A 25746-nucleotide genomic window follows, 5' to 3' on the forward strand; every position below is an offset into this window, starting at 1 on the left:
CACCCAATTTAATGACAGAGAAGAGCGCACAATTAAAGGCATATCAGCTATTAAAAAGGGACATTTTGAACAATTCCCTTAAAGGTCTTTTAAAAAAGGTCGATGACAAAACAATGAGATAAGAGAAATACCATAAAAGTATGTATACTTTTTGGTACTTACTTCATTTTTCCTGTTAAAGAATTCACACATTTAAGTTGCACCAGAGGCCGTCTGTGAAAAACTCGATTAGCTTACGATTTAACCTACTTGCAAGTGCCCTAGTAATTACTTTACTGGTTGCTTTCGGTATCTATAACCAAATGCAAACAGGTAATGCTTTGCGAGCCACGCTAGACAAGCAAACCAACGCTGTAATTGGCCGATTAACTCAGAGTTTACCCCCAACCCTTTGGAACTTCGAAACCGATCAAATGATTAGCATTGTCGAATCAGAAGTCAGCGCCAGTGAAATTAAAGGCGTTTTCGTTTACGACAACAAAGAGATCATTCTGGGTCGTATGACCAACGAATTCGATAAAACAGTCGACATCAAAAAACTACCGGGAGACTTAGGTTTAACCAAACAGCACGCGCTGGAATTTGATGACTCCGGGTCGGTAAACAAGGTGGGGAAAGTACTGATCCTTATAGATGAAAGTGCGATTGATAATCTATTAGCAGAATCTCAGCAGAGGACGGTGGTCCAGATTGTGGTGATGGTTATTCTGCTGGTCGCCATGCTGACCTTCCTGATTCGAACCATAGTGATCAAACCTCTTGGTCAAATTGGTTCTGCATTGAATGACATTTCACAAGGCGAAGGGGATCTAACAAAACGTTTGGATGCCAACCGAAAAGATGAGCTGGGTCAGGTAGCCAATAGCTTTAATCTCTTTGTTGATAAGATTCAAAAGCTGGTTCAGCAAGTCGTGGGATCAATGAACCACATGTCTGAGTTGACCCAGGATTTGATTGAAGTTGCTCAAGCGACTAACAATGGTGTGCAAGCCCAGTCCAAAGAAACAGAACAAGTAGCTGCGGCCATTAATGAAATGAGTGCAACGGCACACAACATTTCGCAAAACACCTCAGAAGCAGCAGAAGCCGCTCACCACGCCAACGACGAAGCACTCCTCACTAAAGGCGTTGTTACCGCTTCTATTCAATCCATCGAGCATCTTGCAGAAGAAATTGATACCGGTGCAAAAGTTATTAATAACCTGGAAACCGACGTCGCTAACATTACGTCTATGGTGGACGTTATTCAGAGTATCGCCGAACAAACCAACTTGCTGGCCCTGAACGCAGCAATTGAAGCCGCTCGTGCTGGTGAACAAGGTCGAGGTTTCGCCGTTGTAGCCGACGAAGTACGAACCCTGGCAAGCAGAACTCAATCCACTACGGAAGAAATCCAACAAATGATTGATAAGCTGCAAAATGGCGCTCAAAGTGCAGTTGCAGTGATGGAGAGCAGTAAAGCAAAAGGCGAAAGCACGGTTGAGGAAGTGAACAAAACGGAAGAGTCCCTTACAGGTATTGTTAACGCTGTTTCAACCATTAACGATATGAGTACTCAAATCGCAAGCGCTTCGGAAGAGCAAACGGCAGTGTCGGAAGAAATTGGTAACAGCGTTACCCGTATTGCTGAGATTGCTGACGAAGCCGCCACAGGTGCGAAAAACACCGAAGAATCCTGTATTCGATTAGCGAATCTCACCCAAGAAATTCGTAATCAACTTGGTCAATTTAAAGTTTAAACAAGTTGAAGTTTTAACCACCTGCAGTGCCGGTGGTTAAATCAATCATTAACCCCTTTCTCCCCCTGCCTCTTTCTACTTTATTCCCCCCAAGAAACAGATAACTGGTCATTTTTTCGGGATGATTGTCACCTAAACTTAAAATGATAAAAGGAAGGTAATTTTAGGGATATTATCAACACTTTAAGTAGATACTCCCTTATGAACAAAAGTATTCCTACACGATTCCTACGTGATAGCACCAAGCTACTTGAAGTCCCTCTGTCTGAATTTCTAGACAGACCGAAATGTGAAAACCCTTTAGATCAAAAGTCTCGTTTAGACTTTTTTAAATTACTTAGAGGAAAGAGCAAAGAGGCACCTACACAACCAAAGGTAAACCCTAACCTGAAACAAGCACATCAGTTTAATACTGCGGTTTGGCTGTCCTTTAAAAATCCTCCTGAAAAGCCTGTTGCCCTATTACTTCAGTACAAAGATTCAAAAGGCGAGTTTGCCATTGTCGTCGATGAAAGCGTTCCTGACTCAAGTACAACCATGATGTTATCAGGTGATACATATTTAGAGTTTTATGGAGAACTTGAGTATTTAAAAGCCATTGCTACCGGACTAAAACGAGAACACCTGTTTTTTGTTGAAGATGTCCATGTGCAAAGAATTCGTACAAAAGAAGAACAAAAGGACAAAACGAATTACTGGCTTGTATCAAACGACTGAAATAGAAACGAGCTTTCTTTCTAATTCTCCCCCAACTCAAATAAACACTCTGTCTCATATTTTGTCTTAAAACACCTTCAAAATCATAAACCCTTGATTTCTTTGACATGGGTAAAAACCCTCCATACCGGTCAGTTTTTAACCAACGAAACACTCTATTCGTAAGAATAAAACCAAAGATCACGTACTCCCAATTTCAAGCCATTTATCGGATGAAGCGCATATTATCTGTAATATATCCGCCCATTTAACCGATCATTTTTTATACTACTACTAGATAGTCCCAGCCATATCTATGTAGGGCTTAACAAATGCTTCATAAAAACTCAGATAAAGGCTTTTCACTAATTGAACTACTCATTGTGGTAGCCATTATTGGTGTATTGGGGTTTATTGCTTACCCTAACTACCAACAGTTCGTTCAAGACGGAAAGCGAAACGCTACTAAAAGCTTCATGATGGAGCTTGCCAGCCAACAATCTAATTACCTACAAGACAACAGAGAATATGCGGCAATCCTAGCTGACTTAAATGTAACGGCTTCGGAAGACGTTACAAACAACTACGCAATAACTATTTCTATCGACGGTTCTTCTACTATTCCAAACTACCTAATCACCGCTAGTCCATTAGCGGCCAGCATCATGTCCGGAGATGGAGATCTAACTCTTAATCACCTGGGTGTTAAAACACCATCTGCTAAGTGGTGAACACCATGAAACCTCAAACGCACTTAATTACTTACACTCAAGGGTTTTCCTTAATAGAACTAATGGTTGCTCTTGCAGTTATGGGAGTACTATTAACAGGTGGATATACAGCACTCAAAAACTATCTTCTCAATGAAGATGTCCGTCTTATTGCCCATCAACTTCAATCATCCTTGCTAATGACTCGCAGCGAAGCCGTAAAACGTGCGTCCGATGTTTATATGATTCCTTCTTCTACAGGCTACGAAAATGGATGGGCTATCTCATGGAATGAAAATAGGAATTACGATGACTGTGTGGATGTTACTCCAGAAGATGACTGTTTATATGTTTTTCAAAACGATAGACCTTTTAAATTAACAGGCCTTACAACCGGTGTGGCAGGCAATAAAGTTGAATACAACCGCCAAGGGAGAATTCCGTTTGGTAATAGCTCTTTCACTATTGAAATTTGTGATGAAGATGAAAGCTCTTTCGTGACGAAACGAACCATTGAAGTCAGTTCAAATGGTTTTCCGAAAATTGTAAGTGAAGGAAGTTGCGAGCCATGAGACATAATTCTGTTAGAAGTATCAAAACTAATCTCCATCACGGTTTTAGCATGATTGAAACCTTGGTGGCACTCATTATCTTCGCAATAGGATTTCTAGGTTTCATTGGTATGCAGAACCGAAGCGTCCAAATGAACGTTGAAATGGATCAAAGAGAACAAGCATCACGCATTCTCAACTATATGATTGAAGCTATTCAAACTAACAGGGATGCAAAGGGTTGCTACGTAACAATAGGTGGCGTTCATGCATCACCCTATGCAGGCACAGGAACGTCAGGCAGTTTCTCATGCTCAGCCTTTGGAACACTGGAAACTCAAACCCAAGCAAACGACGACTTAAATTTCTGGGATGATTTACTAAAAGGAGAAAATCAAGGGGGAGCCCTTATAAGTGCTCGAGGATGTGTTTCAGAAGATACAACTGCAGGCACTATGACCGTTAGCGTAGTGTGGCAAGGTTTGGTAGATACCGTCAACTCGGATGATCCCTGTGCAAGCACTCTCTACTCTGCAGACAGCCGCAGAGTCTTGAACTATACAATTGCCTTTGCAAATCTTGAAAACACAGGAACTTAATGGTGACTATTATGATATCACGAATATCTCATCAAAAAGGTCTTACACTAATTGAGCTAATGATTGGAGCAACCTTAGGCTTAACTCTTAGCCTAACAATCATGACAGCGGTCATTAATAGCAACGAAATGAATCGTGAGGGCATGAAGGCAATTGAACTTACCGAAAATGGTCGCTTCCTAAACGAAATACTAAAAAATGACATTGCAAATGCCGGGTACTATGGAGCCCTGTCTGACATACCAACGGGAGGAACCTCACCTGATCCATGTGATTTGGACATTCTAAACGATACTGTAGCTTTCCCCCTTCAAGTTTATAACGACACAACCGATACTGACTTAGCCAGTAAAACGACATGTAATTTAAAAGTTGTTCCTAACACTGACGTTCTTGTGATCCGCCGGGCAAATTCTGTTGAAGAAGATCCAGCATCACTACCTACAGAGTACAACATACAAACAACCTATAACGATTATTTAATACAAAAATCTACGGATGCTTCTTTATATCCATACACAAATAAAGCAGAAACCGAAGAAATACGAAGATTCTTAGTTCATATTTATTACGTCAGTCCATGTAGAGAGAGTGATTGCAGTAGTAGCTCTGCCACAGACACTCCCACTCTTAAACGACTAGAACTACGTGATGGTGAATTCACCAGTGTCGCAATATCAGAGGGTATTGAGCAATTACAGTTTGAGTTTGGTATTGATAGATCAGAAAACGGTATTCCGAATGAATCATTTTCTGGTGCTGACGATGCATATGTTACTGAACCAACTGACGAAGAAATTCAAAACACTGTTACCGTCAAGTTTTATGCCCTTGTGCGATCAAACGATAAATCAAATGACCTTACAGATTCAAACCTCTATGACCTCGGTCGCTTTGGGTTTGTAAGTGGAACAACGTTAGGGGAAAACTTCAAGCGCAGAGTCTTTATGAATCTTACCCGTGTACACAACATTGCGATTAAGAGAGAAAGCTAATGACTAAGTTCCCCTCTCAAATAATTCAAATTCAAAGAGGGGCAGTACTCTTGCTGTCTCTAATCATGGTGCTGGTTTTATCCATTTCTTCTATCGCTATGATGAATGTAAATAATGTCAATCAACAAATTATCCGTAATCAAATCAACATCATGGAAGCAGAAGAAGTAGCCTATGAAGTAATTGAAGGCCTACTTAATGGGTTAACCACATTTGAAACTGCTGCTGACGAACAGTATTTAGGTAACATCTATGAAATCACAGACGGATCTTTAGACCCCATCGATAAGCCCAACTACACCGTTTCGGTTTTAAACATACGCTGTATTTACTCTCACATCATTGACGGTTATTCGTTAACAGCAGACTCAGTACCTGAAACCAATTACTTTGAATTTGACATTGAGGTTGCGTCTTCAGTGACAGGTGCTTCTACAAGAATGACCCAAGGCGTTCGATTTAACAGTCCTTCTGGACTTTGCCCATAGAGGAAGAGAACCATGTTTAAACGTCTGATTTCTTTCACTAGTGTATTGGCATTAAGTTGGGGCTGTTACTCTGCAGATACCGATATTTTTGAGCCAAATCCATTAGCAAGCTCAGAAAACCCAAATATTCTTATTCTGCTAGATAACTCTGCAAACTGGAGTGCAGAAAGTGGAGGAACTACCAAAAAAGTACTCATTCACGAAGCCCTGTATAAAGTCATCATGTCTGCAGATAACAACACAATGAATTTAGGCCTAGGTATCTTTGCCGATACCGGCTCTGGCGGTGGTGGTGGAGGGGCAAATGTAGAGGGCAGTAAGTTAGCCAACCGGATTCAAAATCTGGATGCATCCCTAAAAGATACATACGCACACCTTTTATATAACAATGCTGATGACTTATCACTAATTGAGGTTACGGATGGTAGCGGTGAAGTAATTGGTTATCTTATTGATGGTTTTGTAGCAGACCAGGAGGCATTAGAGAAAGCCAACAATGCTCCTTACGCCATGTCAATGAACGAGGCGCGTTTGTACTTTGGTGGTATGACACCAGAGTCATCCAAGACAGATCCTTGGGATAAATTTTCTTTAGGCAGTGATCAAGCAGGTGATTATGAAAGCCCCATTACTTTGGCCAATGCGTGCGGTGCTAACTATATAATCCTGCTTGCAAATGGAGCTCCTGATAGTGGTGAAAATAATAAAGCGGAGGCTCGTCTGAAAGCTCACGGAGCAGATGCGACACAAATATCACTTACAGCGGATAAATTTGAAGCTAACTGGGTAGATGAATACGCACGTTATATGTCCACAGCCGATATGAACGATGATGTCGGTGGAGATCAACCCGTTATTACTTATGTAGTCGATATCTACGATGAAAGCACGCTAAAAGGAAATAACAAGCCAGGCAGTAATAATTTCGAAGGTGCTCGGGCACTATTAAAGAGCGTCGCATCTCAGGGGAAAGGAAAATACTTCACCGCCTCAGACTCTGATGAAGTAGTGGTTGCTCTACAAAGCATTCTAGATGACATTCTTGATAAGTCTTCAGTATTCGCAGCCAGTGCCCTTCCTGTATCAGTGAATACCCGCGGCACTAATTTAAACCAAGTTTATATGGGGGTTTTTCAACCAGATAAAGATCGTCAGCCAAGGTGGTATGGCAACCTAAAATTATATCAAATAGGAAACAATAACGGCTCTCTAGCACTCGTAGACCAAAATGATATAGCAGTGAGAGATGCAAGCCGAGGTTTCGTAAACTCCAATGTTCAAAGTTTTTGGACTCATGATTCAACCTTTTTTGACTATGCCCCTCGTGGCACTGGTATCTTTTCCACTGGCAGTGACTCTCCCGATGGAGAAGTTGTAGAAAAAGGAGGGGCAGCCCAACAAATCCGAGAAGGCTATACAAGTACGTCAAACACCGGCAGAACGCTCTACACATGTGTCTCCTGCAGTTCAACACTTCAAACCTTTAATAGCTCAACGTCAGGACTCAGCACAACACTTGTTGAGTGGATATATGGCGCCAATAATACAGATGATGGGGACAGCTCAACATTAACCACTCTTGAACAGAATAACGACGATGAAGGTACCGCTGCAGTTCGAGCCTCTGTTCATGGAGACGTGGTTCATTCGCAACCCACCATTATTAATTACGGTAATGGAGACATATACGTCTTCTATGGCTCCAATGATGGTATTTTCAGAGCTGTTAAAGGAGGATTAACAGGTTCAGGAGTAGGTGAAGAAGTTTGGGGATTTATTCCTCCTGAGCATTTTTCTGAGCTTGAGGACTTGAGAACTAATGCTGAAAGCAGCCTATTTGGCAGCCCTAACAAACCTTGGTTCATCGATGGTGATATCTCCTCCTACTATGAAGATACTGATGGCGATGGAATTATTGAATCAGGTGATAAGGCTTATCTTTATCTCACCATGCGTAGAGGTGGAAACTTTATCTACGCACTCGATGTATCAAATCCTACAAGTCCCAAGTTCCTCTTTAAAATTACTGGAGGCAGTGGCTCCTTTAGTGAATTAGCAGATACATGGTCAGGGATCGAAGTTACCAAAATTTTAGCTAACAGCAACCCTGTTTTGGTATTTGGTGGAGGTTACGACGAATCAGCGGATGACGTAGGTCCCGATACTTTAAGTGGCTCAACCTCAGCAGGAACTGCAACAACAGGACGAGCAATTTTTGTGGTCGATGCATTTAACGGTAATTTAATCGCGAGTATAGGCCCCTCCGTAAGTCATACAGTTACAGTGCCAGACATGGACTATTCCATTCCAGCCAATATAGCGGTCTTAGATATCAACAATAACGGCTACGCTGATCGTTTCTATGCCGCTGATACAGGTGCTAACATTTGGAGAGTGGACACTGAGGTTAATCCCACACCATCTAATTGGACTGTTACCCATATTGCCGATGTCAGTAATAACTTCGATGGAAACTCAAGCAATGATGGTCGAAAATTCTTATATCGAGTTGATGTTGTCGCAGCAGAAGATTCTGTTGGTGATTATCATGCTGTTCTCATAGGTTCTGGAGATAGGGAACATCCCTTCGATACTGGCGTAAAAAACTACATGTATATGTTTAAAGATAGATATATAAACCTCTTGTCCAGCCAGTCAAATGTAATAACTATGCCTAGTATGTATGATGCTACTGACAATCTTATTCAAGAAGGCTCTGATCCAACCGCTGAGATAGCCCTACTCGACTCAGCAACTGGTTGGTTTATAGAATTAGGAACAGGTGAAAAGACTGTCAGCCACGTTACATCGCTTGCAGGTGTTGCTTATTTTAATACTAATCAACCGGATACTGGCAGCACCTCCTGCGGTTCAAACCTAGGTATTGCTCGGATTTATCAAATCAGTGTTACTAATGCTACGGCAGTCACAGAAAATGATCAAATTGCAGGCTTAACACTGGATGATCGAAGCTATGAAGTCCCAGGTGGCGGTTACCCTCCTCCCCCGGTACACGTTATTGTTGAAGTCGATGGAGAGCTTGTGGAGGCAATCATCTCAGGTACTGAAGTGAATGAATCACAATCTGATCTAAATACACGAACCAGAACTTTCTGGTCGAAACAGATCGATAATTAATGAACTGGTTAGGTTAATTAATATGGCTCTGTAATTACAAAGCCATGTTACTTTTTATCTAAAAAGATTGTTAACACTAACCACTCCCCCGCAATTCATGCCCTTCTAGTCATCACAAACACACAAGAGGAACCCAGTTGAAATTCTTTATCACCTTCGCCTGTTAGCACTAACACTAAACCTATCACCATTCCTACTAACACAGCCATAGCGCCCCCCACAAACCACAAATACCTATTAATTCAACACTCTACATTAATTTTTTAGGTTGAAATATGAGATATCTTAGCTATCTTACTTAGAATATTAGTTAATTTTTTATCTACCCTGCCGATAATCTATTCATTATCGAGACTGCCGCGTTATACAGGGAATATGGGGAATGTAATGGCCGAAGAAGAAAAAGAAGAACTCACCGAAGAACAACAGATACAGTTGCTTCAAAAGAAAAACAACAGTTTAAAAATGGTGGTCACTGTACTATCAGGTTTAAGCTTTATTTTATTACTTGGTGTCGGCACCTTAAGCTATTTACTGGCTGACTCTCCAAGTGTCGAGTTTGCCACCACGACAGAAACTGAAGAGTTAAAGAACACTTTAGCCGTTCAGCAAGCTAACCTTGAAAAGTTATCTGCACAATTACAGTTGCTAGAAGCTCAACGCATCAGTGCCTCTGGTATTCCAAGAGATGCTGCAATTGAGAGTCAGAGAGACTTCCTAAGATTGGTTCATATCATGCAGAACAGTATGAGAGATGAATCTCGTATGATTAAAGGAGCGCGTTCTTGGTATGAGCATTACAACCAATTACTCAACACTTTACGCCAAAAAGGAAAAGAGCGATTAACCCAACTTGGCTCGACTGAACCAAACATGTCTGAAGGCAGTAAATCACAAACCAAAGACGAAGACTTTGGTGATTCACTCTTCTAATCACGATCGCGTCACTGAAAGCTATTAAAAGGCCTCTCCTACATGAGAGGCCTTTTTATTATTAAGTAACAGTCGCCATTACTATTCTTGAATGTACGCCTTAACTTACACCCTGTAAATTTGTTAAAAATCCGTCTTTATAAAAAGTGTTAAGAGTCGCACACTCTCTCCGTGGATCGGTCACAACTCAGTTTAAACCCCAACCTTTGACGTTAATGCACCCAACCTTTACCTCAATTAATAAACAAAAAATTCCTTTATTTATGAAGGAAATATCTCACATTTTGAGTATCTACTGACGTTTCATATTTCGCCTTTGGTGTCCCACATTTATATCTCTACAAATCCCAGTGAGTTACATATATTAATTTAAGAAGTTCAAACCAATGAACCTCTTACGACCTCCGTTTCAACTCTTCAGGTTAAAGAAGAGCATTAACGTGCTTTATTGAAGTTCTGGGCACAGCGGAACCATTCAAGAGAGAGGGAACCTTAAAAGGGGAACAGAATGAATAAGGTACAAAGCGTTGGCAGTCATCAATCTTACGGTCAAAAATTCAAAACTCTTTTTTCCAGTACGCTAGCGGTTATTTGCCTGGCATACGGTCAAGCGCAAGCCAGTGAAGCAGAAGCCTATTGGCCTCCTGTTGCTGAAGCCTTTACCGAGAACAACATTTCCATCAGTCATATCGGTAGCGCGATGCGTTATCAAGGTTCTGAACCTGTATACATTGCAAGCCTTTACTCACAAGATAAAGTTCCCAACAGCGCTGTACTCATGTCCAATGACGGCTCTAAAGAGCTTCAACTGATTGTCATGAAAGAATCCATGAGCCATCGTCGACTACAGCGGATGCTTAAAAATGATTTAATTATCAGCCACTCCAACGACGCATTTTCAAAACTACAGCAAGACATAGATACGCTTCTTTCGGCCTTAAAAGCGGATTATCGAATTGGCTCTCTCATTACTATTTCTTACGATTCGTTGAGAGACACCACGGCCGTCGCGCTGAACAGTGAACGTAAAGCTATTATCAATGGTAAAGACATCTTTAATGCAACATTAAGAGCGATGGTAGGGAGTCGTCCTCCCAGCCGTCAGTTCAAAGAAGCATTGTTAGGGGAGATAGCACCAGTCATTGATATGACTGAAGAACAAGAAGTACTGCTTACACAATATATGAATCATCAACTAAACCCAGAAGCCTTTAATTCGCTATCCAATCAAGAACTAGTGGTTAATGTACAAACCCACTAATATCAGAACTAAACTTCAATCGCCGCTCATAAGAAAGGCTCCATATCCGGAGCCTTATTCATTTCACTAATCGTACGCTACGGCTACTTGCAGCAAGCTTCTTGAGTCCCCAGCTTTCCCGTTAAACAGCTCTTTACCACACCCGCTAGATTCGTAACTAAATCACTCTTTCTCAGACAATAATCTGCACCCACTAACTTGGCACATTCCAAGTACAAGGAAGTTCCATCGTGGCTTATATCACTGTCCGTCATAGCAATAATGACAGGCCGAGGTTCAAGCGTCTTTAAGTATTCAATTAATTCGATGCCATCCATACGAGGCATGAAAATGTCAGTGATAACCAAATCCGGAAGCTGCTTCTTAATCAATTCCTGTGCTTCATAACCATCGGCAGCAAATTCAACCACCAAAGACGCACCTACCCCATCCAGAATACTTTTTACGAAAAGCTTAATTGAAGTCTGATCATCGACAATGAGTACTCTTTTCATAGGACAACCAATTTACAGAAAAACAAGTTCATCGAGACAAAGGTTTTAGAAACTTAAAATACTAGCTTTCTATAAACATAACATACCGGTGTGAATGCACCTTTATAAACCTATATTTCCTACGAGTATTTGAGAAATCATGTAACTCAATTAATCCAATAACAGCGATCAGTAACCGGCAATATCCCAAACTTAATGCAGCCAAAATTAGAGTCCAGCAATAGAGGCACCTCAAAGCCTGCCAATCTTAATATTCCTCGATGCCTGTAATCTCCCTGATTACAACTCCACTAAATTCTTGCCAGCATAAATTGTTATATTATAACATAACAATAAATTAAAGGAGATAGAATCATGAATCAAGTTGCTGCCGAGACGAAGCTACCGGTCACCGTGCTTTCGGGTTTCTTAGGTGCAGGAAAAACAACTGTTCTGAATTACATACTCAATAACCGGGACAACTTACGAGTCGCGGTGATTGTTAATGACATGAGCGAAATCAACATCGACGCTGCTTTGGTCAAAGGGGAAATCGCACTTAACCGAAGTGAAGAAAAACTCGTTGAGATGAGTAATGGGTGTATCTGTTGCACGCTCAGAGAAGACCTTTTAGAAGAAGTCACCGCCCTCGCAAAAGAACAAAAGTTCGATTATTTAGTTATTGAATCCACAGGTATATCAGAGCCCCTTCCTGTAGCCGAGACCTTCACATTTGAAGATGAAAATGGCGTCAGCCTGAGTCATATCGCTCGCTTAGATACTATGGTTACTGTCGTCGATGCCTTCAACTTCCTGAATGATTTTCAAGAGGCTAAACCCTTAAGTAGCACAGGGGAAAGCCTGGGCGAAGAAGACGAACGAAGTGTTTCTGAGCTGCTGGTCGATCAGATTGAATTCTCAAATGTGATTTTGTTAAGCAAAACCGATCTGGTCGATTCAGAGAAACAACAGCAAGTCACTGGAATTATTCGATCGCTCAACCCTGATGTTGACATCATCCCTATCGAACAAGGACAAGTTCCTCTGAACAAGATCATCAACACTCAACTGTTTGATTTTGAAAAGGCAGAGCAGGCCCCTGGCTGGCTGAAAGAAATGCGTGGAGAACACATTCCTGAAACGGAAGAATACGGCATCAGCAGTTTTACCTACGAAGCTCGCCGTCCATTCCATCCGGAGAAGTTTTATCGCTTTCTGGAAGCAACGCCAAACCAAGGAAAACTCATTCGTTCAAAAGGCTTTTTCTGGTTAGCAACTCGCCCTCAGTACGCATGCTCCTTTAGCCAGGCCGGCGGCATGGCCCGTGTTGATTTTGCTGGGCTATTTTGGAAAGCGGTTCCACAAAAAAACTGGCCAACGGACACAGACTATCTGAAATCGATTCATGAAAAATGGCAAGAACCGTTTGGCGACATGCGTCAAGAGCTGGTGTTTATTGGTCAAAACCTGAACCAGCAAACTCTGACACAAGCACTGGATGACTGTCTATTAACGATGGAAGAGGTCTTGGAAGGAAAAACCTACTGGTTATCCCTTAATGATCCCTTTCCAGCATGGGAGCCAATGTAATGCTGGCACATAACGTCTTACGTAATCATGAACGGGGACACTCCTATATCCGCTCCGAAAATATTGAAGTACTCACTCATATCTATGACGAGCACATCAACCTAGCGGCTTGGAAAAAGCCTTGTAATACGGCAGCAAAATCATACGCGCAATTTTATCTGTCGCACCACTCATCGACCCAATTGCAAGGTGCACTATCAAATCAACACGCGAGGGCATGGCTCAACGATAAGCTACCTGATCACATATCTAAGCAGGCCTTCATTGAGGACCTTACTGAAGTAATTGAGATGTTTGCTTATCTCTTTGACCTTACCTCGGTTGGGCTGCGGTTGACACCACTCACCAAGAGCATGTGCCCTCGCTTGCATGTGGATAAAGTCCAATGTCGACTTGTAACCACCTACGCCGGTGTAGGGACTGAGTGGCTGGACGACAACATTGGATACAGATCACAACTTAAACTGGGATCTACCCCCACGGAGCCACCATCTGAACTGATTCATTCATTGGATGAACAAGAAGTTGGGCTATTGAAAGGCACACGCTGGGATGAGTCAGATACAACCGGTGTAATTCATCGTTCACCTCAGGCCGCCCAAGAGAATCCAAGGCTTTTGCTGACCTTAGACATCCTTAACTAAGACGCCCTTAACTTGGACCACCTTAACTTGGACAAAGAATGCTTACAAAAAACTTATAACAATCAATTAAACAACAAGCACTTCAACAAAAGCACTTTAACAAAAAGCACTTATACCGGGAGAAATGTATCTAATGCTTCGCTCACTTAATCGTTTAAAACATCACTCAACGTTAGCTTCCAGCATCTTATTGGTTGGACTGATCACTGGGTGCAGTAAAGGCAGCGACTCATCAAACGATCTCGACCATGATCACTCTCATACAGAAATTGAAAGCTCTGGTCGCTTAGCGCTTTATAACGCTGACACAACCAGCATCGATGTTCTGAATATTGATGATCAGCAAATCCTAACCAGCTTTGCCCTTAATGGTGCCGCACCTCGCCTGTACACCAGTCCTGAAGGTCGATATGCCATTGCCATTCAGCGCAGTGATAACCTGGTTTCCATCTTTGATAGTGGTCTCTACATCGAAGATCACGGCGACCACCTACATGAATACGACGAAACGCCCTCTGATACAGGGATCACCTTAAATGGTATCGCCCCCACGCACTATTCCGTGCATGAAGAACATGGCGTCATCTTTAACGATGCAAGTGATGGCAATGTTTCCTCAATCGCATTACTTTCAGATGAAATACTCACTGCAAACAGTGCGATTCAAACACTTGAATTAACCAACCGCATGCACGGGGTCGCAAAGTTAATCAACGACAAAGTCTTTGTCACCTATCGTGATCTTTCCGTTACAGATACAACTCTGCCTGAGCAGGTAGAACGATACTCTTTTGACGGTAACGACTTTACTCTGGACACGCGATATACAGAGCAATGCCCTGCATTACACGGCGCAGGCACCAACGAAGATTACCTTGTTTTTGGGTGCGGTGATGGTGTATTGAGCATTGATATCCAGGACGCAAACTATCCGGCAGTTCATTCTGACAACCCTGCCAGCTTTACCGACGGTGCACGAATTGGTTCGGTATATGGACATCATGAGGTAACAGAGTTGATTGGTACTGTGGGGGCTCATGGTTCAAACACCCGCCACTTGTATTTCATTACTCCAACCGCTGCAGAAGTCATTACGGCATTTGATTTACCAAACGATGATGAAGCAATTACTCAAGGTTTCACACCATCGGGGGACACCTTTTACGTATTAGCACAAGATGGCGTCATGCACTTCTTTAATACAACGGACTGGTCTTTGGCCGATAGTATTCAAGCCATTGAAGTAGCACAACTCTCATTGGACTCCGGCGAAGCCCCATTGGTCATTACCTCAAAAGCCACGGATACTCTTTACGTGTTAAACCCCAATGCTCAAGAAATATACATTCTTGATGCTGAACATGCCGAATTGGTTGAAACGATTGAACTCGACTTCACCGCCACCAGCATCGCTTGGTTAGGCTTAGTGGAAGAACATGATCACTAACGGTATTGCACCCTATCCACAAGCCAGACAACTCAGCATAAGTCCGCTGTAGCTCAGCGGACTCTCAAAACGCTATAAACCACGCTGTACGCAACATATTCCAACACCTTATTGAAGTAGATTTTAAGGAAGATTAATCACATGAAACACAACTTTCGTATGATCGGCGCCTGCGCGTTGATCATCACCAGCACCAGTGCGTCCGCCAATGAATTCAACCCTGACATCAGTCTAGTACTGGATGGCGTCTATAAAACCAACGACACCGCCCTGCAAAATGCTGAAAAAGGGTTTTCGCTTGGGCATACCGAACTCACCGTTGAAGCGCCTGTAGACGACCTGTTTCATGGCCGCCTAACCGCGGTACTTGAAGATCATGAAGGCGAAACCGAGCTAACCATGGAAGAAGCATTTCTTGAAACAACCGCACTGCCTTACGGAGCACAAATCAAAGCCGGTCGCTTTCTTTCTACTATCGGTTACCTGAATGGCAGGCATACTCACGAAGATAACTTCTCTGAACGACCGGCCGTCTATCGAGCACTTTTAGGTAGCCACTACTTTGATGACGGTGTTCAATTTAACGTTTTAATGCCTACCGATTTCTATTGGAAAGTATCTGCTGAAGCCTTTGACGGAAAACAATTGGCCGGCCAATCGCACGACAAATCGGTAGGTGTGTACACGCTATCGACTAAAATCGGCGGCGACCTGAATATTGAAAACAGCTGGCAAGTCGGTGCATCCTATTTGCATAACCGCTTAACTGACCTTGAAACGGACGGTGAGCACGAAGACCACGATCATGGCGGACATGAGGGCCACAGCCATGATGTGGAGTATCAAGGCAAGCATCTTTATATTCTGGATGCCGTATGGAAATGGGCACCTAATGGAAATTCCAAAGAAGAGCAACTGACACTGTCAGGTGAGTACTTACTTGCAAAACAACCCAACCAATACGCAAGCAGCGATGATTTTCAGCAAGGCTGGTACGTCAGCTCCAGTTATCGTTTCCAACCAGAATGGACGGTATCCGCGCGCATCGGACAAGTCGACCTCAGTGAACCTCATGGTGACCACTTTCATCGACAACAACTGGACGAAGCTAACTTGGCGTTGACCTGGTCTCGCTCACATTTCTCATTGATCCGCCTTATGTACACCCATCAAAACAGCGATGATTTTGAGGAAGAAGGCGACGCCGTAAGCTTGCAATACCAATTGATTTTAGGAGCGCACGGTGCACATGAATTCTAATAGGCATTCCTTGTACTCTGCGGTATTTATCATACTGCTTTCTATTTTTAGCATTAACGCGCACGGGAAACTGCAGGTTTTTACCTGCGAACCTGAGTGGCAAGCCTTGGTTGAGAACTTAGGAGGCGAACATGTAACAGCAGTCTCAGCAACCACAGCATTCCAAGACCCCCATTACATCGAAGCCCGCCCTTCTTTGATTGTGAAAGTGTGTAAAGCCGATCTATTAGTATGTACAGGAGCAGAATTGGAAATTGGCTGGCTGCCCTTGCTGTTAAGAAAGTCCGGCAACGCTAACGTCCAACTCTCTCAGCCTGGCAGTTTTATGGCTGCCGATTTTGTCGAGCGATTGGAAATCCCTCATCGACACGACAGAAGTGACGGAGATGTGCATGCCTCCGGTAATCCGCATGTCCATCTTGATCCTCATAGATTGCTGACGATCGCTGAGGCTCTGAGCAAGCGTTTGATACAGCTCGACCCGACTAATAAAGACGACTATCAGACTGCATTGCATAAATTTAAGCGCACTTGGTCACAGCGTATTAAAGAGTGGGAAAACAAACTGCAATCGCTTTCCGGTGAATACTTCATCGTCCATCACAGAAATTGGAGCTATCTGTTCAACTGGCTATCACTAAAAGAGTTGGCAGATCTCGAGCCTAAACCCGGTATCCCTCCAAGCAGCAGTCACTTATTATCACTGCTCGAAAAGGTGGAGAACAAACAGGCAAAGGGTATCTTGATCTCCAACTATCAAAACCCTAAAGCGGCCCAATGGCTTTCGGAACGAACGGGACTCCCAGTAATTACGCTGCCATTCACTGTCGGTGCCGACGACTCTATTCAGACATTAGAGAACCTCTTTGATGCCATAACGGATCGTCTTGTGGCTAATAGTGCAGGCCAACATGACTGATGTGATGCTTCATCTTGAAATATTGCTGCCAGCCTTCTTGGCTGGCCTAGTCATTCTAGTTACGCACATTCCCCTAGGCAGCAAAGTGCTGTCGAAGGGGATCATTTTCTTTGATCTGGCCATTGCTCAGCTTGCGGCCTTTGGTGTGGTGCTGTCCTCTTTAGTGTTGGACTTTTCGGATGCGACATGGACAGTTCATGCTATTGCTTTACTCACCGCACTGAGCGGAGCTTGTTTGCTCTACGCGTTAAGAAAACACAGCATAAAGTTTCAGGAAGCCGTCATAGGAACCATTTTTCTCCTATCGAGCACAGGTGTTTTACTTGTCTTAACTCAAGACTCAAGTGCTCACGAGACATTCCAACAGTTGATGCTTGGGCAAATTCTGTGGGTTAGCTATGAGGATGTCTTAACTCTGTGCGGCTACACGTTAGTATTAATTATCACCTGGAGGCTGATTCAACAGTTCAACAAAGAACTGGCGTTCTATATCACCTTTGCGTTAACGATCACAATGTCCACCCAGTTTATTGGAGTCTATCTGGTGTTTGCCAGCTTGATCATTCCAGCGCTTGCCAGCCAAAAATTTCAACATCGCTGGCTGGTAGCAAGTCTGGTAGGCATCTCCAGCTACCTTGTCGGGTTACTGCTTTCGGCTTTGCTCGATCTGCCATCCGGCGCGCTTATCAGCTGGTGCATGGTAGTGATGGGGGCATTGGTTTTTATGTTGATGCCATTAAGAACTAACCCCAAAGTTCTTCTGGCAGAGGATACATAGTGAATTTTTGTGTGAAATCCGACATCTTAAAAGACCGCCACACCTGTTCACTGTGTAGACGTTTTCGGTGCTTATCGCCATCAAAACCGTCCACCCGCAGGGCATGAAGACATTCCCAACAGGGACGTAGTTCAAATGATGGTTCTTGAGAAATATTTGCCAACACAGACGCAAGTTCATGCGTGTACTCTGTTGCAATAAAGACTTTAGAACCTTTAGGAGGTTTGAGCTTTCCGCCACCTTTTAAGTGCTTACAATGCGCAAAGTGGTAACTGTAAACAGCAAGCCCCATGTCTTGCTGTTCCGCCGCTTTTCTCTCAAATACAAAGACACGCGCATTTTTATATGCCAACGTATCGTCTGGCAAAAATCGAAGGCGATCAAACGGAATATCGAGATAAGACTTAGATAAACTGTCGACTTCTAAAGACGTCAGTTGCAGTTTGGGATCAAATGGCTCAAAGCTACCTAATTCATCTGCGCCCATCTGTTTACGAAGCGCATTCATAGGCTCAAACTGTTCAAAATCAGGTAATTTCAAGAGAGTATCCTTCGTTCCTGACGCTTATCGCATACGATCAAGAATATCAGCAATTCTGGATTCAGCATCGGTTTTGAGACGAAACTCTACACGACGTGAGCGTTCTTGATCCAACTGTCCGTGTTCATCAACGACGGGATGAGAAGACGATAACCCATTTGCTGTCAGGCGTTCTCGTAACCATTCTTTTTGCTTATATACTTCGGGCAGCAACAACAAATAAGCCAAGGTTGTTCTCGTTCTCGCCTGAGATAAACGCATATTTAAAATATACGCGGTATCTGCATCCGCAGCCTTGCCCCAACCGACCGAAGTATGACCTTCAATACGAACTTCGGTAATGGCTTCTTGATAGCCATTGTTGGTGATGATTCGGGTATAGCGAGGAAAGAAATCACGAAGAATTGCTTTAAATTCAGGTTTAAGGTCCGATTTACCATGATCAAACAAGAGTCGGTCATCAATAAAACGAAAAGTTAAATCATCCTCATCCAGCTCAGCCCCCCAACGTGGTAGGTCATCTTTAAACTCTTCGTAAAGCTGTTCATACAAGGAGGTTCTTAGTTTTTCATAGAGCAACGCAACTTCTTGAATTTTTTCCTTTTCAATCTGCATCTTGATCATGAAGACCACAGAAATCATCAGAAAACACATCATTAGGCCCGCCATCAAATCACTGACGGATACCCAATGTTCTTCTTGAGAATCTCCGACACCACTGTAATCTTGATCAAAAGCACTCATGATGCTTTCCGTTGCTGATCTGCGATACGAATGACGTCTTTAAGTTTTTCAGTCAGCGGCGTGTAATCCCGAACAAACTTTTCTGACAAAGCCGTAAGCTGACAACCAAAAGTCTCAAGTGCGCGCGTTAACTCTTCTTCCATTGCCTGATCCAGTTTGAGCACCTGACGATCGGTGCGATCAATCATCTTCTGAACCGACTGATGAATGCCATCTTGTTCTTCCAACAACTTACCGCTGAATGAGGTTTGAGCCTCAGTCAGTTGATTATTCATTTGTTGAACAGCGCTCTGAACCAAGGCTTGATACTCAGACTGACTTTTCTCAATACCATTCACCAGATTCTCAGTCAGTGACAACATGCGTTGCTCAAGCGTCGGAAGGCCATGTACCGCTTCCCCAATGGCAGAATCCAGACCTTTAAGGTATTTATCCAACTGCTTACTTTGCGCTTCTAATGAATCCAACATGACACCCAAAGCCTCGGCCGTTCTGCCAAAGACCTGAGTTTTCTCAACCACCGTCTGGTAAGCTTGTGTCGCTTCCGTCATAGTTGAGGCTGTGGTTTGTTGCTGCTCAATCAAACTACTGAGTTGATCCTGATAGGCTTTTTGCCAACTCAACATCTGACCCACAGCTTCATTCAGTTTCTTAAAGTTATCGCCATATTGCTCATTAATGCGAACATTAAACTCACGCATGACTGTACCAATGGCTTCAACAAGAGCGTCGGCGTTCGCGTCCGCCATTTGAGTCTGATAATTAGCGAGTGAACCGTTCAATCCGGTAATGGACTCAACCAAGCTGGATTCCATATTGCTCATTTGAGCATTGCCACTATCGTACTTGTCTTTAAAGGTAGCGGTTAGATTAACCATTTCCTGGTGGAGATCAGCTAAAGTTACAGTGTTAGTACGCCCTGTCTTTTGTCTTGGCTGGGTCACAACCACATAACGAAATTTAATACTCAGTGCAGAAAACAATCCGGCAATCGATGTCCAGAATGCCGTTTTCAACCCCTCTAATAAGGAAGGAACACTGTCTTGAATGTGAGTGGTATCGAACTCTTGTAAGCCTTGAGCAATACCCACAAAAGTACCAAAGATCCCAATACTGGTAAGCAATGCCGGAGCTGAATTGACAGTATTCATGTTGTAAGCAAGTACATGAAAATACACTGCCATCAGGAGAATCACACCAATGATCAACTGACTGGTTAAGGTCATCTCCGTAATAAATTCCATAATGATCCCTGTCATAAAGCTGTCAAAACTGAAGTCTTATCTTACCGATAAGCAAAAAAAAAGCCACGAACTATCAAAAGATAGCCGTGGCTTTTTGATGCGCGGTTAAACCGCTTAAGCAATTAGCTCAAGTAATTCAACATCACACCGGCTGCTACCGCAGAACCGATTACACCAGCAACGTTTGGTCCCATCGCGTGCATAAGCAAGAAATTTTGCTTGTTCGCTTCAAGACCAACCTTGTTGGATACACGGGCTGCCATAGGTACAGCGGATACACCGGCAGAACCAATCAATGGGTTCACTGGCGTCTTAACAAACTTGTTCATCAGTTTCGCCATTAGAACACCTGCCGCAGTACCGATACCAAATGCAACGATACCCAACGCCATGATGCCCAGAGTTTCAGTCGCTAGGAACTTATCAGCTACCAGCTTAGAACCTACGGAAAGACCAAGGAAAATAGTTACAACGTTAATCAATGCGTTTTGAGCCGTATCACTCAAACGATCAACCACGCCACACTCTTTCATCAAGTTACCGAAACAGAACATACCAAGCAGCGGTGCTGCATCAGGAAGCAATAGTGCAACAAGTACAAGAACGATGATCGGGAATACGATCTTTTCAGTCTTGGTTACATGACGCGCCTGAGTCATTTGAATCGCACGCTCTTTCTCAGTAGTCAGTGCTCTCATGATTGGCGGCTGGATCATAGGAACCAATGCCATGTATGAGTATGCTGCTACCGCAATCGCACCTAGGAACTCAGGTGCCAACTTAGAAGCTACGAAGATCGAAGTAGGACCATCAGCACCACCGATGATACCGATTGCAGCTGCCTGCTCTACAGAGAACTCCATGATACCTAGCTCAGTCATACCTACTGCACCGAATACCGTTGCGAAGATACCAAACTGTGCTGCAGCACCTAGTAGAAGCGTCTTAGGGTTAGCCAATAACGGACCGAAGTCAGTCATCGCACCAACGCCCATGAAGATCAATAATGGAGCAATGGTTGAACCAATCGCTACAGAGTAGAACTGATACAGCATACCGTGACCGTAGCCAGCATCTTGAGCAATGTTCATAGCAACCGTTTTAGTCGCTGCAGGCGCTTCATCATAAGCAACCAGAATTGCTTTATAACCTACGTCACCAGCAACACCTAACACTTGAGCAATCTGATTCGTTAGCTCTTGCGAACCAACATGTAATGCCTGCTCAAGAGCATGATAAGCCAAACCAGCTTCAGGAATATTCGCAAGAATACCGCCCATGCCGATTGGAACTAGTAGTAGAGGCTCAAAGCCTTTTACGATGGCAAGGTACAACAAGAACAAGCAGACCACGATCATAGAGAACTGACCTACTCCGATGTTGTACATCCCAGAGGAGTACCAAAGGTTTAATACGTTTTCCATCAAGTCAGCCCCTATCAACCTAGAGTTAGAAGAGTATCGCCAACTTTAACAGCGTCGCCTTCTTTCACTGATATCGTACCGATTACACCAGCTTTAGAAGCACTCACTTCTGTTTCCATCTTCATTGCTTCAAGAATCATCAAGGTCTGACCTTCTTCTACCTGTTGACCAGGCTGAACAAGAACTTTCCAGATGTTACCAGCAAGAGGAGCAGGAACAGGATCACCACCGCCGGCTGGCATTGCCGCTGGAGCACCACCTGCTGCAGGAGCAGAACCACCAAATGATAGAGGCGCACCATTTACAGGCGCTAGATCAGTAACGTCACCGCCGTCATCTACTTTAACAACGTACTCGTTACCATCTACCGTCACAGTGAAGGTATCTTCAGCTGCACCTTTTGGAGCAGGTTCGAATGCATCTGGATTACCACGATTCTCAAGGAATTTAGGAGCAATCTGCGGGAACAATGCATAAGTCAGTGCATCATCAATCTTCTCGTTAGACAGCTTAATGCCTTTCTCAGAAGCTAATGCATCAACGTCAGCAATGATTTTGTCCAATTCGTTCTCAAGAAGGTCTGCAGGACGACAAGTAATTGCTTCTGCACCATCAAGCACTTTTGCTTGAAGTTCAGCATTGTAAGGAGCCGGTGCAGCACCGTATTCGCCTTTCAAGATGCCTTGAGTTTCTTTTGAAATTGACTTGTAACGCTCACCCGTCAACACGTTAAGTACTGCTTGAGTACCAACGATTTGAGACGTAGGAGTTACCAGAGGAATATGACCTAGGTCTTCACGTACACGAGGAATCTCTTTCAATACTTCGTCAAACTTGTCAGAAGCACCCTGCTCGCGCAGTTGGTTTTCCATGTTAGTCAACATACCACCAGGTACTTGAGCAACAAGAATACGTGAATCTGTACCGCGAAGTGCACCTTCGAATTTAGCGTACTTCTTACGTACATTACGGAAGTAAGCAGCGATCTCTTCAAGAAGCAATAAATCAAGACCAGTGTCACGGTCAGTACCTTTAGTAGCCGCTACAACTGTTTCAGTTGCAGAATGGCCGTATGTACCAGACATTGAAGAAATAGCCGTATCAACACGGTCAACGCCAGCTTCAATCGCTTTCAGGATAGCCATATCTGACATACCCGCTGTCGCGTGACAGTGAAGTTGAACTTCCAAATCAGTTTCTGCTTTCAGACGAGAAACCAATTCAAATACTTCGTATGGATTAATGATGCCAGCCATGTCTTTAATGGCAATAGAGTCAGCACCCAAATCCTCAACTTGTTTTGCCAAAGTCAACCAAGAATCCATGCCATGAACAGGACTGGTTGTATAAGACAATGTACCTTGAGCGTGTTTGCCATTCGCTTTAACCGCTTTAATAGCCGTCTCAAGGTTACGAGGATCGTTCATTGCGTCGAATACGCGGAATACATCAACACCGTTTGTAGCGGCACGCTCAACAAACTTCTCAACCACATCGTCTGCGTAGTGACGGTAACCTAGCAAGTTTTGGCCACGCAAAAGCATTTGGTGCTTTGTATTTGGCATCGCTTTCTTAAATTCGCGGATACGATCCCAAGGATCTTCTCCCAAGAAACGGATGCATGAGTCAAAAGTTGCGCCGCCCCAAGATTCTAAAGACCAGTAGCCTACTTGGTCTAGCTTCTCAGCGATTGGCAGCATGTCGTCGATGCGCATACGCGTTGCAAATAAAGATTGGTGCGCGTCACGCAATACTACGTCAGTAATTCCTAGAGGTTTTTTGTTATCGGTCATGGGTATATGGCCTTTCCTAAAAAAACGTTCTGTTAAACGTGCTAATTCACTCATTCACTACTTTTGGCGTGAACGATGTTCCTGCACAGCAGCTTTTAATACTGCCAGCAATTTTGGATCAACACCGCCACCTGTATTCGCAGGAGGTGTTACCGGTGCTGGTGCAGCAGGTTCTGGTTCAGGGAAGAATTTCACAACTACTTTGGACATCGCAGTTGTGGCAAAAATGAGAACAACCAGGAATGAGAAAACGAATCCCATACCTAACAGCATCAATGTAACGCCTTCGCTCATTAATTCGGACATGCGGTCTCCTTTATGGTAACCGTAGTTTCGTCCCGTTCGTCGGATAGACTTGGGACTCCCTCAGTACAATCGTGTAAATCATACTTCCTAGTATCTTACCAAGTGAGTGACTACTTACCTGACTAATTGTACAAATAATAGACAACCCTTTCAGCAAAACGGCTCTACTTTACCCAGTAAAGTTTTTTTACGCAATATTGACAAACCGTTTACATAGCTTCCCAGTGTAATTAATGAATGAAAAATCGCCAATTTCGGATAAAATACCGCGTTTTTTGCCTGCTTAGCCTATAAAAAGCAGTTACTTTCATAATACTGGTACAAATTATGCGTATATTGTTAGCCCCTATGGAGGGCGTTCTTGACCCACCGCTGCGAGAAGTATTAACACGCGTTGGTCAATTTGATTTTTGCGTTTCTGAATTTATACGTATCACAGACCAGCATTTACCCGCTAAAGTTTTCTACCGTCTTTGCCCGGAGCTCCATCACAACAGCCAAACCCGATCCGGTACAGACGTCAAAGTACAACTATTAGGAAATAACCCAGAAACATTAGCTCGAAGTGCCTTAAAAGCTATTAAACTGGGCTCTCCAGGCATTGATCTTAATTTTGGCTGCCCAGCTAAAACCGTAAATAAGCACAAAGGTGGTGCTGTTTTATTAAAAGAGCCGAACAGCATCGTTGAAATCATAAGCAAGGTTCGTCAGGAAGTACCAAGAGACTTTCCTGTTACTGCAAAAATGCGATTAGGGTGGGATTGCCATAAAGGCTCTGTAGATCTCGCCAAACAAATCGAAGATGCGGGTGCGAATGAACTGGTCGTTCATGCACGAACCAAAGTTCAGGGCTACAAACCACCGGCACACTGGCACCTACTAAAAGAGATTAGCGACTCGCTCTCTATTCCTGTTGTCGCAAACGGGGATATTTGGACACTCGATGATTATAAAGAGTGTATAAACGTCAGCGGCTGCCAAGACGTAATGATCGGACGTGGAGCCATCGCCTCACCCTTCCTGAGTCGCCAAATACGTGACTATCAGAGAGGCATCTCAACCGATAAAGCCCCATGGCAAGAAATCAAACCATTACTAACAGAATTTTACGATGCCTGTGAACCTAACGGGACACCACGACACGACGTGCAAATTACAGGCAGACTTAAGCAATGGTTACACATGCTCGGATGGCAATATCCTGAAGCAAAGGCAATATTTGACCAAGTAAAACGCTTTAAGACACGCCAAGAAGTTTTTGGGGTGATTGATCGATAAGGTCGGGAGACGCTAAAAGATAATCCATCTAACATCGATTCTCGACGAAACTGCACGGCCAGAACAAGCTTAAGAAATTAAAAAAAGCAGGAAATCAAGGAAACATAATAAGAAGTGGCGCACCCGAGAGGAGTCGAACCTCTAACCGCTCGGTTCGTAGCCGAGTACTCTATCCAATTGAGCTACGGGTGCATA

At 43.5% G+C, this 25746-nt stretch carries 24 protein-coding genes and 1 tRNA gene; 17 read left to right on the top strand and 8 right to left on the bottom strand.

The window, feature by feature from the left end; all coding sequences use genetic code 11:
• Positions 1 to 215: 215 nt before the first annotated feature.
• The 10 genes from ACFOEK_RS21230 (at position 216) to ACFOEK_RS05160 (ending at position 11110) form a co-directional block, all read left to right on the top strand.
• Positions 216 to 1739, top strand: a complete 1524-nt coding sequence (locus tag ACFOEK_RS21230; RefSeq protein ID WP_449280218.1) for a methyl-accepting chemotaxis protein — start codon at positions 216 to 218, stop codon at positions 1737 to 1739.
• A gap of 201 nt (positions 1740 to 1940) precedes the next feature.
• Complete coding sequence (locus ACFOEK_RS05120; protein ID WP_386717132.1) at positions 1941 to 2456, top strand: hypothetical protein; 516 nt, start codon at positions 1941 to 1943, stop codon at positions 2454 to 2456.
• A 311-nt stretch (positions 2457 to 2767) separates the two neighbouring features.
• The gene (locus ACFOEK_RS05125) at positions 2768 to 3166 is read left to right on the top strand and encodes a type IV pilin protein (protein ID WP_386717134.1); all 399 of its coding nucleotides are present in this window, start codon (positions 2768 to 2770) and stop codon (positions 3164 to 3166) included.
• Positions 3167 to 3171: 5 nt separating this feature from the next.
• The gene (locus tag ACFOEK_RS05130) at positions 3172 to 3717 is read left to right on the top strand and encodes a GspH/FimT family pseudopilin (protein WP_386717137.1); all 546 of its coding nucleotides are present in this window, start codon (positions 3172 to 3174) and stop codon (positions 3715 to 3717) included.
• A complete protein-coding gene (pilV, locus tag ACFOEK_RS05135; protein ID WP_386717140.1) occupies positions 3714 to 4295 on the top strand; it encodes a type IV pilus modification protein PilV in 582 nt (193 codons plus the stop codon). Before ACFOEK_RS05130 ends, pilV begins: the two co-directional genes overlap by 4 nt.
• A gap of 11 nt (positions 4296 to 4306) precedes the next feature.
• Positions 4307 to 5290, top strand: a complete 984-nt coding sequence (locus ACFOEK_RS05140) for a PilW family protein (protein WP_386717143.1) — start codon at positions 4307 to 4309, stop codon at positions 5288 to 5290.
• Between the two features lie 50 nt (positions 5291 to 5340).
• On the top strand, positions 5341 to 5778 hold the full coding sequence (locus ACFOEK_RS05145) for a hypothetical protein (protein ID WP_386717146.1): 438 nt from the start codon (positions 5341 to 5343) through the stop codon (positions 5776 to 5778).
• 12 nt (positions 5779 to 5790) lie between these two features.
• Positions 5791 to 8916 (top strand): pilus assembly protein, encoded by a 3126-nt coding sequence (locus ACFOEK_RS05150; RefSeq protein WP_386717149.1) that lies wholly within the window; start codon positions 5791 to 5793, stop codon positions 8914 to 8916.
• Positions 8917 to 9303: 387 nt separating this feature from the next.
• Positions 9304 to 9849: a hypothetical protein gene (locus tag ACFOEK_RS05155; protein ID WP_386717152.1), complete on the top strand. Its 546-nt coding sequence runs from the start codon at positions 9304 to 9306 to the stop codon at positions 9847 to 9849.
• 508 nt (positions 9850 to 10357) lie between these two features.
• Entirely contained in the window at positions 10358 to 11110 is a 753-nt protein-coding gene (locus ACFOEK_RS05160; protein ID WP_386717155.1) for a chalcone isomerase family protein, read from the top strand.
• 83 nt (positions 11111 to 11193) lie between these two features.
• On the opposite strand, the gene ACFOEK_RS05165 is transcribed toward ACFOEK_RS05160, so the two are convergent.
• Positions 11194 to 11604, bottom strand: a complete 411-nt coding sequence (locus tag ACFOEK_RS05165) for a response regulator transcription factor (protein WP_386717158.1) — start codon at positions 11602 to 11604, stop codon at positions 11194 to 11196.
• Between the two features lie 354 nt (positions 11605 to 11958).
• On the opposite strand from ACFOEK_RS05165, the gene zigA reads away from it, so the two are divergent.
• From zigA to ACFOEK_RS05195, 6 genes are all read left to right on the top strand, one after another.
• Entirely contained in the window at positions 11959 to 13173 is a 1215-nt protein-coding gene (zigA, locus tag ACFOEK_RS05170) for a zinc metallochaperone GTPase ZigA (protein WP_386717161.1), read from the top strand.
• On the top strand, positions 13173 to 13817 hold the full coding sequence (locus ACFOEK_RS05175; RefSeq protein ID WP_386717164.1) for a DUF1826 domain-containing protein: 645 nt from the start codon (positions 13173 to 13175) through the stop codon (positions 13815 to 13817). Before zigA ends, ACFOEK_RS05175 begins: the two co-directional genes overlap by 1 nt.
• A 133-nt stretch (positions 13818 to 13950) precedes the next feature.
• The gene (locus ACFOEK_RS05180) at positions 13951 to 15264 is read left to right on the top strand and encodes a hypothetical protein (protein WP_386717167.1); all 1314 of its coding nucleotides are present in this window, start codon (positions 13951 to 13953) and stop codon (positions 15262 to 15264) included.
• A gap of 141 nt (positions 15265 to 15405) precedes the next feature.
• A complete protein-coding gene (locus ACFOEK_RS05185; protein WP_386717169.1) occupies positions 15406 to 16524 on the top strand; it encodes a hypothetical protein in 1119 nt (372 codons plus the stop codon).
• Positions 16514 to 17443, top strand: a complete 930-nt coding sequence (locus ACFOEK_RS05190; protein ID WP_386717172.1) for a metal ABC transporter substrate-binding protein — start codon at positions 16514 to 16516, stop codon at positions 17441 to 17443. Before ACFOEK_RS05185 ends, ACFOEK_RS05190 begins: the two co-directional genes overlap by 11 nt.
• The gene (locus tag ACFOEK_RS05195) at positions 17436 to 18221 is read left to right on the top strand and encodes a metal ABC transporter permease (protein WP_386717175.1); all 786 of its coding nucleotides are present in this window, start codon (positions 17436 to 17438) and stop codon (positions 18219 to 18221) included. The genes ACFOEK_RS05190 and ACFOEK_RS05195 overlap by 8 nt, the downstream gene beginning before the upstream one ends.
• On the opposite strand, the gene ACFOEK_RS05200 is transcribed toward ACFOEK_RS05195, so the two are convergent.
• The 6 genes from ACFOEK_RS05200 to ACFOEK_RS05225 form a co-directional block, all read right to left on the bottom strand.
• Complete coding sequence (locus ACFOEK_RS05200; protein WP_386717178.1) at positions 18187 to 18762, bottom strand: hypothetical protein; 576 nt, start codon at positions 18760 to 18762, stop codon at positions 18187 to 18189. The genes ACFOEK_RS05195 and ACFOEK_RS05200 overlap by 35 nt on opposite strands.
• Positions 18763 to 18786: 24 nt before the next feature.
• Entirely contained in the window at positions 18787 to 19506 is a 720-nt protein-coding gene (locus ACFOEK_RS05205) for an OmpA family protein (RefSeq protein ID WP_386717181.1), read from the bottom strand.
• On the bottom strand, positions 19503 to 20750 hold the full coding sequence (locus ACFOEK_RS05210; protein WP_386717183.1) for a MotA/TolQ/ExbB proton channel family protein: 1248 nt from the start codon (positions 20748 to 20750) through the stop codon (positions 19503 to 19505). The genes ACFOEK_RS05205 and ACFOEK_RS05210 overlap by 4 nt, the downstream gene beginning before the upstream one ends.
• Before the next feature lie 122 nt (positions 20751 to 20872).
• Positions 20873 to 22174: a sodium ion-translocating decarboxylase subunit beta gene (locus ACFOEK_RS05215; RefSeq protein ID WP_386717186.1), complete on the bottom strand. Its 1302-nt coding sequence runs from the start codon at positions 22172 to 22174 to the stop codon at positions 20873 to 20875.
• Between the two features lie 14 nt (positions 22175 to 22188).
• A complete protein-coding gene (gene oadA / locus ACFOEK_RS05220) occupies positions 22189 to 23967 on the bottom strand; it encodes a sodium-extruding oxaloacetate decarboxylase subunit alpha (RefSeq protein WP_386717189.1) in 1779 nt (592 codons plus the stop codon).
• 57 nt (positions 23968 to 24024) lie between these two features.
• The gene (locus tag ACFOEK_RS05225; protein WP_386717192.1) at positions 24025 to 24273 is read right to left on the bottom strand and encodes an OadG family protein; all 249 of its coding nucleotides are present in this window, start codon (positions 24271 to 24273) and stop codon (positions 24025 to 24027) included.
• Positions 24274 to 24600: 327 nt separating this feature from the next.
• On the opposite strand from ACFOEK_RS05225, the gene ACFOEK_RS05230 reads away from it, so the two are divergent.
• A complete protein-coding gene (locus ACFOEK_RS05230) occupies positions 24601 to 25551 on the top strand; it encodes a tRNA-dihydrouridine synthase (RefSeq protein WP_386717195.1) in 951 nt (316 codons plus the stop codon).
• A 115-nt stretch (positions 25552 to 25666) separates the two neighbouring features.
• Here ACFOEK_RS05230 and ACFOEK_RS05235 read toward each other — a convergent pair.
• A tRNA-Arg gene (locus ACFOEK_RS05235) sits at positions 25667 to 25743 on the bottom strand.
• Between the last annotated feature and the right edge of the window lie 3 nt (positions 25744 to 25746).

The sequence above is a fragment of the Litoribrevibacter euphylliae genome, from assembly GCF_042646085.1.
GTDB lineage: Bacteria > Pseudomonadota > Gammaproteobacteria > Pseudomonadales > Litoribrevibacteraceae > Litoribrevibacter > Litoribrevibacter euphylliae.